This window comes from Allostella sp. (genome assembly GCF_041913585.1).
Taxonomy (GTDB): Bacteria; Pseudomonadota; Alphaproteobacteria; order ATCC43930; family Allostellaceae; genus Allostella.
This window is the reverse complement of record NZ_JAYSFE010000160.1, coordinates 1-8,725: the sequence shown is the minus strand read 5'-3', so window position 1 is coordinate 8,725 and position 8,725 is coordinate 1. Positions and strand designations below refer to the sequence as shown.

7 protein-coding genes are annotated in these 8,725 nt (G+C 72.9%); 3 read left to right on the top strand and 4 right to left on the bottom strand.

What is annotated here, in order from left to right:
- Window positions 1-90 precede the first annotated feature (90 nt).
- The 3 genes from ACE3Q3_RS21350 to ACE3Q3_RS21340 form a co-directional block, all read right to left on the bottom strand.
- On the bottom strand, window positions 91-750 hold the full coding sequence (locus ACE3Q3_RS21350; RefSeq protein WP_374449363.1) for a trans-aconitate 2-methyltransferase: 660 nt from the start codon (window positions 748-750) through the stop codon (window positions 91-93).
- A gap of 12 nt (window positions 751-762) precedes the next feature.
- On the bottom strand, window positions 763-2,772 hold the full coding sequence (locus ACE3Q3_RS21345; RefSeq protein ID WP_374449361.1) for a transglycosylase domain-containing protein: 2,010 nt from the start codon (window positions 2,770-2,772) through the stop codon (window positions 763-765).
- Window positions 2,773-2,873: 101 nt separating this feature from the next.
- Window positions 2,874-3,635, bottom strand: a complete 762-nt coding sequence (locus tag ACE3Q3_RS21340; protein ID WP_374449360.1) for an SDR family NAD(P)-dependent oxidoreductase — start codon at window positions 3,633-3,635, stop codon at window positions 2,874-2,876.
- A 129-nt stretch (window positions 3,636-3,764) separates the two neighbouring features.
- On the opposite strand from ACE3Q3_RS21340, the gene ACE3Q3_RS21335 reads away from it, so the two are divergent.
- Entirely contained in the window at window positions 3,765-4,232 is a 468-nt protein-coding gene (locus ACE3Q3_RS21335; protein ID WP_374449358.1) for a DUF3429 domain-containing protein, read from the top strand.
- Between the two features lie 30 nt (window positions 4,233-4,262).
- Here the strand turns inward: ACE3Q3_RS21335 and ACE3Q3_RS21330 are convergent, their stop codons facing one another.
- Window positions 4,263-5,222, bottom strand: a complete 960-nt coding sequence (locus tag ACE3Q3_RS21330; protein WP_374449356.1) for a DMT family transporter — start codon at window positions 5,220-5,222, stop codon at window positions 4,263-4,265.
- Window positions 5,223-5,433: 211 nt separating this feature from the next.
- On the opposite strand from ACE3Q3_RS21330, the gene ACE3Q3_RS21325 reads away from it, so the two are divergent.
- Together ACE3Q3_RS21325 and ACE3Q3_RS21320 are read left to right on the top strand one after the other, a co-directional pair.
- On the top strand, window positions 5,434-7,395 hold the full coding sequence (locus ACE3Q3_RS21325) for an acetoacetate--CoA ligase (RefSeq protein ID WP_374449354.1): 1,962 nt from the start codon (window positions 5,434-5,436) through the stop codon (window positions 7,393-7,395).
- A 111-nt stretch (window positions 7,396-7,506) separates the two neighbouring features.
- The coding region (locus ACE3Q3_RS21320; RefSeq protein WP_374449352.1) for a hypothetical protein at window positions 7,507-8,725 on the top strand (1,219 nt) is incomplete at its 3' end.

The following is an 8,725-nucleotide window of genomic DNA, read 5'->3' as shown; positions in this document are numbered from 1 at the left end:
TGCGGCCGATCCCGGCCTACGGCTTCGCCCGCCGCATCGCCCGCGGCATGCTCCTCCTCTACCGCTGGCGCGACCGGCGGGGATGACGGCTCACGCCTTCGCCGCCCCCGCGAGGACGGCGATGTTGCCGTGCAGGTGGAGCGGCTGGAAGGCGAGGCCGGCGGCGCCGAACCAGCCGGCATAGTCGGCGAGCGTCGCCGGGCGGTTGTCGGTGCCGAGGTCGCGCTCGTAGGCGGCAAAGTCTTCGGCCGCGCGCATCCCTTCCCCGTGGATGCGCTCGAGCCGGCGCCACAGGCTCCGCTGCAGCGGGAAGAGCGCCGGCTCGGTCAGCCGGATGCGGTCGAGCAGCAGGAAGAAGCCGCCGGGCGCCAGGCGACCGGAGGCCCAGGCGATCACCCCAGCCTTCGCTTGGTCGTCGAGGTCGTGGAAGGTCAGGACCGAGAGGATCGCGCGCCACGGGCCGTCGAGGCCCGTCGCCTCGGCAATCCGGGCGAGGTCGCCTTCGACGAGCCGCGCGTTCGCCCCCCAGGGTGCGAGGTTGCCGGCGGCCGCCGCGAGGCTGTCGCCCTTGCGGTCGAACCCGGCATAGCGGAGGTCCGGCCGCCGCCCGTGCAGCAGGTGGCCGAGATAGCCGGTGCCGCAGCCGAGATCGAGCACCGCCTCGCCCGGTCGCGCGACGTCCGCCACGGCGGAGACCAGGATGTCGAGCTGTTCGGCGCGCGTCGGGTGGCGCCGGATCGGATCTTCCATCGGTTCGGGTCCTCAGTTGCCGCTCTTGCCGTCGTCCTGGCGGAAATATTGCGGCGCGCCGCCGGCGCGGGCGGCCGGCGGCGGCGCCAGCGGTGCCGGCCGCGACGAGAAGAGTTCGCCGAACCAGCCGCCGCGCCGATCCTCGCCCGCCATCCCCGGCGGCGGGGCCGCCACCACGACCGGTGCCGGCGCATAGGAGGGGAAGGGCCGCGGCGGCGTGCCCTTCACCGCCTCCTGCATGAAGCGCCGCCAGATGCCGGCCGGCAGGGAGCCGCCGGTGACGCCCTTCATCGGCCGGCCGTCGTCGTTGCCGACCCAGACCACGGCCACCAGATCGGGCGTCCAGCCGGCGAACCAGGCGTCGCGATAATCCTGGGTGGTGCCGGTCTTGCCGGCCGCCGGCCGGCCGATGTTGGCCGCCCGCGCCGTGCCGGTCTCGATCGTGCCGGCGAGCATGCGGTTCATCTCGCCCGCGATCTCGGGCGCGACGACGCGCCCCGGGCCGGTGCCGGTACGGCGGTAGAGGATGCGGCCCGAGCGGTCGCGGATTTCGCGGATGGCGTAGGGAATGGCGCCGTTGCCGTCGTTGGCCAGCGGCGCCAGCGCGCCCGCGAGTTCGACCGGGGTGAGCTCGCTGGTGCCGAGCGCGAGGCTGGCGTCGCGCCCGAGCTCGCTGGTGACCCCCATGCGGTGGGCGGTCTGGATCACCCGGTCGACGCCGATGCGCTGCACGAGCTGCACCGAGACCGTATTGACCGACTGCGCCAGCGCCTGGGCGAGGCTGATCTCGCCGAGATAGCGGCCGTTGAAGTTCCTGGGCGACCAGTTGCGGATGCGCACCGGCTGGTCGACGATCGGCGATTCCGGGCGCCAGCCCGTCTCGAGCGCGGCCAGCCAGACGAAGGGCTTGAAGGCCGATCCCGGCTGGCGCATCGCCTGGCTCGCGCGGTTGAACTGGCTCTCGGCATAGTCGCGCCCCCCGACCATCGCCTGCACGCCGCCGTCGGGCGCCATGGCGACGAGCGCCCCCTGGCCCGCCGCGAGCTTCGGCCCCTCGGCGGCGAGCGCCGCCCCGACCGCCGCCTCCGCCAGCGCCTGGAGCCGCGGCTGGAAGGTGGTGGCGACGACGAGATCGCTCGTCGCCTGTCCGACATAGCCCGCGACCTGCTCCAGGGCCCAGTCGGCGAAGTAGCGGTTGCCCTGCGACGGGCCGGCGATGCGGGCGAGCTCGGTCCGGTTGGTCTTCGCCGCCTCCGCCTCGTTGCGCGACAGGAAGCCCGCCTCGACCATGTTGTCCAGCACCTCGCCGGCGCGATCGGCCGCGAGGTCGGGGTCGCGCAGCGGGTTGAGGCGCGACGGCGCCTTCGGCAGGCCGGCCAGCACCGCCGCCTCGTAGAGGCCGACCCGGGTCGCCGGCTTGCCGAAATAGCGCCGGGCCGCGGCGTCGATGCCGTAGGTGCCGGCGCCGAAATAGACCCGGTTGAGATAGATCGCCAGGATCTCGTCCTTGGTGAAGCGGCGCTCCAGCCACAGGGCCAGCAGTGCCTCCTGCACCTTGCGGCGGGTGGTACGGTCGGCCGTCAGGAAGAGGTTCTTGGCGAGCTGCTGGGTGATGGTGCTGCCGCCCTCGACCACCCGGCCGGCGCGGAGATTCTGGTAGATGGCGCGGGCGACCCCGAGCAGGTCGACCCCGAAATGCTGGTAGAAGCGCCGGTCCTCGGTCGCCAGCAGCGCCGCCGGGACGAAGCCCGGCAGGTCGCGGAGCTGCACCGCCTCGCCGTGGATGTCGCCGAAGGTGGCGAGGACGGTGCCGTCGGCGGCCAGCATGGTGACGCTCGGCCGCCGCTCGACCCCGGCGAGGTTGCGCGTGTCCGGCAGGTCGTAGGCGTACCAGGCGACGAGGCCGAGCACGGCCACGGTCGCCCAGACGCCGAGGATGAAGGCCCAGCGCAGGGCGAAGCCGAGCCACGACCGCCGCCGTCGCGGCCGCGGCCGCCCTTCCCCCTGTCCCTGCTCAGCCACCTCGCCTACGCGCTCCCCCGCCCGACGGCCGCGACTCGCCGCGAACCGTCACCGGCGAGGTAACCGCCGCGGCATGGCGAATTTCGGGCAACCCGGCGCCGTCAGCGCGGCTGCATGCGGATGGCACCGTCGAGACGGATGCATTCGCCGTTGATCATGACGTTCTCGACGATGTGCCGGACGAGGCCCGCATACTCCTCCGGCCGGCCGAAGCGGCTCGGAAAGGGCACGCTGGCGGCGAGGCTGTCCTGGACCGGCTGCGGCATGCCGAGCAGCATCGGCGTGCCGAAGAGGCCGGGGGCGATCGCATTGACGCGGATGCCGGCGCGGGCGAACTCGCGCGCCGCCGGCATGGTGAGGGCGACGACGCCGCCCTTCGAGGCGGAATAGGCCGCCTGCCCGATCTGGCCCTCGAAGGCCGCGACCGACGCCGTCGAGACGATGACGCCGCGCTCGCCGTCGGCCAGCGGGTCGAGGCCCTGCATATCGGCCGCCGCCAGCCGCATCATGTTGAAGGTGCCGATGAGGTTGACCTCGATCACCCGCCGGAAGGCGTCGAGTTCGAGCGGCCCCTCGCGCCCGACGATGCGCTGCGCGGGGGCGATGCCGGCGCAGTTGACGAGGATGCGGGCGGCCCCGTGCCGCGCCCGCCCGGCGGCCACCGCCGCCGCGCCCTGATCGGCGCTGGTGACGTCGGCGGCGACGCCGAGCCCGCCGATCTCGGCCGCGACCGCTTCGGCCGGGCCGGCCTGGACGTCGACCACGGTCACCCGCGCGCCCGCCGCCGCCAGCATCCGGGCGGTCGCCGCCCCCAGCCCCGACCCGCCGCCGGTCACGATCGCCGCCACGCCTGTGATCTGCATGATCCCCTCGCCTCCCACGGATGCGTCCGAAGGCCAGGGTCTTAGCCCAGGCGCCCGGCAAAGTCGCGTCCGAGACATGCCGGGCGGCGACGATTGCCGGTCGCGCGATACTGACCTAGAAGCTGGCCGATGACGCGACCGACCCTCTCCGACGTTCCCCGCCCGGCGCTCGTGCTCGGCTTCGCCGGCCTCGTTCCCTTCGTCGCCGGCGCCATCGGCGCCTGGACGCTGGAGGCGGAGCAGGCCGGGCTGGCGATCCCGCTGCAGTTCTTCTATGCCGCGGCCGTGCTGTCCTTCCTCGGCGCCGTCCACTGGGGCCTCGCCATGGCCGACGGCCGCCCAGGCTGGGGCCGCTGGATCTGGGGCGTGCTGCCGGCACTGGCGGGCTGGCTCCTGACCGCGCTCGAGTTCGAGCCGGTGCAGATGGGCATGGCGCTGACGCTGGCCTTCCCGGTTACGCTGGCGGCCGACGTGCTGCTCGCCCGCATGGGGCTGGCGCCCGCCTGGTACCCGGCGCTCCGCATTCCGCTGACGGTGGTGGTGACGCTGGCGCTCTTCGCCTCGACCCTGCGCTTCGTCTATCCCCCGGGCGGCTGACCCGCCGCCACCGGACCCGCGGCCACGGGGTCAGCCGCGACCGCGCGGGTCGGGCGCGGCCGGGTCGGCCGCCGTCGCGGTCGCGGTGGTGGCGGCGCGGATGCGGCTCACCTTCGCCTCGCGGTGGGCGATGTAGAGGCCGGAGCCGCCGATGATGACGGCACCCAGCACGGTGTACTCGTCCGGCCATTCCGAGAAGAAGACGAGGCCGAGCACCGCCGCGATCGGCAGGCGCGAATAGTCGAAGGTCATGACCACGGTGGCGTCGGCGGCGCGGAAGCTGCGCGTCATCGCCATGTGGCCGAGCGACCCCAGCACCCCCATCATCACGATCCACGGCCAGAGCTGCCATGCCGGCCACTCCCAGACGAAGAGGGCCGGGACCAGCAGCAGCGGCGTGTAGTAGAGCGCCATCCAGGTGACGATGGCGTCGGCCGGCTCGGTGCGGGAGAGCTGCTTGACGACGATGGTGTTGATGGCGCTGGTCGCGGCCGCGATCATCGCCGCCACCATGCCGGCGTCGAGCGGCGTCCAGCCCGGCCGGAGGATGACGATCGCGCCGACGAAGCCGACGACGATCGCCGACCAGCGGCGCAGCCGCACCTGTTCGCCCAGCATGAAGACCGCCAGCACCGTCGTGAACATCGGCGCGGTGAAGCTGAGCGCGGTCGAGGTGGCGAGCGGCAGATGGGCGATGGCGTAGAAGGACGCCAGCATCCCGGCGATGCCGATCAGCGCCCGGCGCAGATAGAGCGGGTTGTGCCGCCCGAGGCCGGCGCGGCCCGCCCGCACCATCAGCGGCACCATGAAGAGCAGCCCGAAGAAGATGCGGAAGAACGCCGCCTGGAAGGCATGCATTCCCATCTCCGAGGTCAGCCAGCGGATGAGCGTGTTGAGCGCCGAGAACAGGATGGCGGCGATCAGCATCCAGATGGCGCCCTGGATCGGTGGCGCGAGGTCGCGCATCCAGCGGTCGAAACGGTGCTTCATCGGCATGGGACGGGGCAGGGCCAGGCGGGAGCGGGAGTGGCGGACGGCGCGGGGAGCACACTGCCGGAGCGGGGCGCGGCGGGGGCGGGATCGGGGCCATGTGGTGGCGAGGCCGGCGGTCGGGACCGGGAGCGCCATCGCCCGATCCGTTGCACGGGCGGGCGGGCCGCGTCTATACCGGACGGCACATCCCCGTTCCGGAGGAACGCCCTTGTCGGCACCGCTCTGGCAGCCGTCGGCGGAGCGCATCGCCGCCGCGACCATCACCCGCTTCGCCCGCTGGCTCCAGGAGCGCACCGGCCGGCCGCTCGCCGACCGCGGCTACGCGCCGCTCTACGACTGGTCGCTGGCCGAGCCGGCCGCCTTCTGGGAGGCGGTCTGGGACTTCTGCGGCGTGATCGGCGACAAGGGGCCGGCCCCCTTCCTCGTCGACGGCGACCGCATGCCGGGCGCACGGTGGTTCCCCGGCGCCCGCCTCAACTTCGCCGAGAACCTGCTGCGCCGGCGGGACGACGCCGATGCCATCGTCTTCTGGGGCGAAGCGGAGGTGCGACGGCGCCTGTCCTTCGCCGAGCTGCACGACGCCGTGTCGCAGACGGCCCAGGCGCTGGCTGCGGCCGGGGTCGGCGCCGGCGACCGGGTCGCCGGCTACCTGCCGAACATGCCGGAGACGGTGATCGCCATGCTGGCCGCCGCCTCGCTCGGCGCCATCTGGTCCTCCTCCTCGCCCGATTTCGGGGTCCAGGGCGTGCTCGACCGCTTCGGCCAGATCGCCCCCAAGGTGCTGGTTGCGGCCGAGGGCTACTATTACGGCGGCAAGACCTTCGACCAGACCGGCAAGCTGGCCGAGATCCTGGCCGGCCTGCCGACGGTCGAGCGGCTGGTCGTCGTGCCCTATGTCCGCGGACGGGCGCCGATCGCCGGGCTGGGGGCCAGGGCGGTCCACTGGGCGGACTTCCTCGCCCCGCACGCGCCGGCGCCGATCGCCTTCGCCCGCCTGCCCTTCGACCACCCGCTCTTCATCATGTACTCGTCGGGCACGACGGGCGTTCCGAAGTGCATCGTCCACGGCGCCGGCGGCACCCTGCTGCAGCACCTGAAGGAGCACCGGCTCCATTCCGACGTGAACCGCGACGACCGCGCCTTCTACTTCACCACCTGCGGCTGGATGATGTGGAACTGGCTGGTCTCGGCGCTGGCCGCGGAGGCGACGCTGCTGCTCTACGACGGCTCGCCCTTCCACCCCGACGGCAACGTGCTGTGGGACCTGGCCGACGCCGAGCGGACGACGCTCTTCGGCACCTCGGCCAAGTACATCGACGCGCTCGCCAAGGCGGGGCTCGCGCCCAAGCGCAGCCACGACCTCGGCAGCGTCCGCACGATCGCGTCGACCGGCTCGCCGCTGGCCCCCGAGGGCTTCGAGTACGTCTATCGTGCGATCAAGGACGACGTCTGCCTGTCGTCGATCTCGGGCGGCACCGACATCATCTCGTGCTTCGCGCTCGGCAACCCGATCGGCCCGGTCTGGGCGGGCGAACTCCAGGTGCGCGGGCTCGGCATGGCGGTCGCGGTCTATGACGACGACGGCCGCCCGGTGCGCGGCGAGAAGGGCGAGCTGGTCTGCACCGCCCCCTTCCCGTCGATGCCGATCCATTTCTGGAACGACCCCGACGGCGCCAAGTACCGGGCCGCCTATTTCGAGCGCTTCCCCGGCATCTGGTGCCACGGCGACTATGTCGAGCTGACCCGGCATGACGGGCTCGTCATCTACGGCCGCTCGGACGCGGTCCTGAACCCGGGCGGCGTGCGCATCGGGACCGCCGAGATCTACCGCCAGGTCGAGCAGTTGCCGGAGGTCGTCGAGAGCCTGGTCGTCGGCCAGGACTGGGACCACGACGTCCGCGTCGTCCTCTTCGTGCGCCTGCGCGACGGGCTGACGCTCGACGACGCGCTCGCCGACCGCATCCGCCGCCAGATCCGCGCCAACGCCACGCCGCGGCACGTTCCGGCGAAGATCCTCCAGGTCGGCGACATTCCGCGCACCAAGAGCGGCAAGATCGTCGAGCTCGCGGTCCGCAACGTCGTCCATGGCCGCCCGGTCAGGAACGTCGAGGCGCTGGCCAACCCGGAGGCGCTGGAGCAGTTCCGCGACCGCGCCGAACTGGCGGTGTGAGTGCCGCCCGGCGCCCGTCGGGAAATTTTCACTGTGCAACCCCCTGCCCGCCGGGCGATTGTCCTTCGGTGCGGCGGGGGCTCCGCGCGGCGGATGAATAGGGAGTTCGGCATGGCCTTGGCGACCCGGATACGCTCTGCCGGCGCGGCAGCGGTGGCGCTGCTCGCCCTTTCGGCACCGGCCGGGGCGGCCGATCCGGCGGCGATCAAGAAGGATCTCGACCAGATCGTGACGGCGATCCGCCGCGCGGCCGGGCCGGGCGCCGGGCTCCAGATCGACGGCCAGGCTCGCGTCGTCGAACAGAACGGCGAGGTCGTGGCGACCCTGCCGACCTTCACCACGAAGGGGCGGGAGGGCGGCTTCGTGCTGCGGCCCGTCACGCTGCGCGTCAAGGACATCGACGCCGACCAGCAGCAGATCCGGGTCGAGCTGCCGGGCCGCGTCGAGACCACCGGCCCCGACGGCAAGCCGCTGTTCTCGCTGGTGATCGGCAACCAGAACCTGGCCGGCGTCTGGCGCAAGTCGATCCAGAACTTCGAATCGCTGCAGATGGTGCTGGACCGCGTCACCGTGCAGGACCCGGCGCAGAAGCCGCTGGTGGAGATCCAGCGCGTGTCGGTCACGGGCGGGATGAAGGAGGGCGCGCCCGGCCTGTGGAGCGGCGCCATCAAGCTCGCCGTCGACGGCACCAAGGTGGCGGCGCCCGACGGCACCGCCGTCACCGTCGGCAGCACCTTCTACGAATACACGCTGAAGGACGCCCGCCTGGTCGAGGTCGCCAAGCTGACCGACGCCGCCGGCGTCTCGCTCGCGAATCCGCGGGTCCTCGTCTCGGGCGGGCAGGTGACGCAGCAGCAATGGCAGCAGATCGTCGAGCTGATGGCGCAGCTCCCGGCGCTGGTCGGCGGCATGTCGCTGCTCTACGGCGTCCAGGACATCAGCATCACCCACCCGATGATGGGGCCGCAGCCGATGTTCCGGGCCGAGAACCTGGCGATCGGGTTCGGGGTCGCCAACGACGGCCAGGGCGGCGCCTCGCTCTCCCTCGGCATCGACCTCAAGCGCATGGCGGGCCCGCGCGAGCTGCCGATCGAGGTTCCCCCCGCCGCGGTGCCGCACTCCTTCGACCTGCGCATCGAGATCGACCAGCTACCGACCGGCGCGGTCTGGGACGCCTTCTTCGGCACGCTGCGCCAGCAGCTCGCCCGGCCGGCCCAGGCGCGGCCCGGCCAGAAGGCGCCGACGCCGGAGGAAGTGCTGGAGACCGCCGCCGGCGCCGCCTTCGGCATGAGCCTGCCGGTCGCCATGGAGAGCTTCGCCAAGGCGCGGC

Excerpts from the sequence above, each read along its gene's own strand:
- ACE3Q3_RS21350 (WP_374449363.1), bottom strand. The coding sequence starts at position 750 with ATGGAAGATCCGATCCGGCGCCACCCGACGCGCGCCGAACAGCTCGAC.
- ACE3Q3_RS21335 (WP_374449358.1), top strand. The coding sequence starts at position 3,765 with ATGACGCGACCGACCCTCTCCGACGTTCCCCGCCCGGCGCTCGTGCTC.
- ACE3Q3_RS21340 (WP_374449360.1), bottom strand. The coding sequence starts at position 3,635 with ATGCAGATCACAGGCGTGGCGGCGATCGTGACCGGCGGCGGGTCGGGG.
- ACE3Q3_RS21330 (WP_374449356.1), bottom strand. The coding sequence starts at position 5,222 with ATGAAGCACCGTTTCGACCGCTGGATGCGCGACCTCGCGCCACCGATC.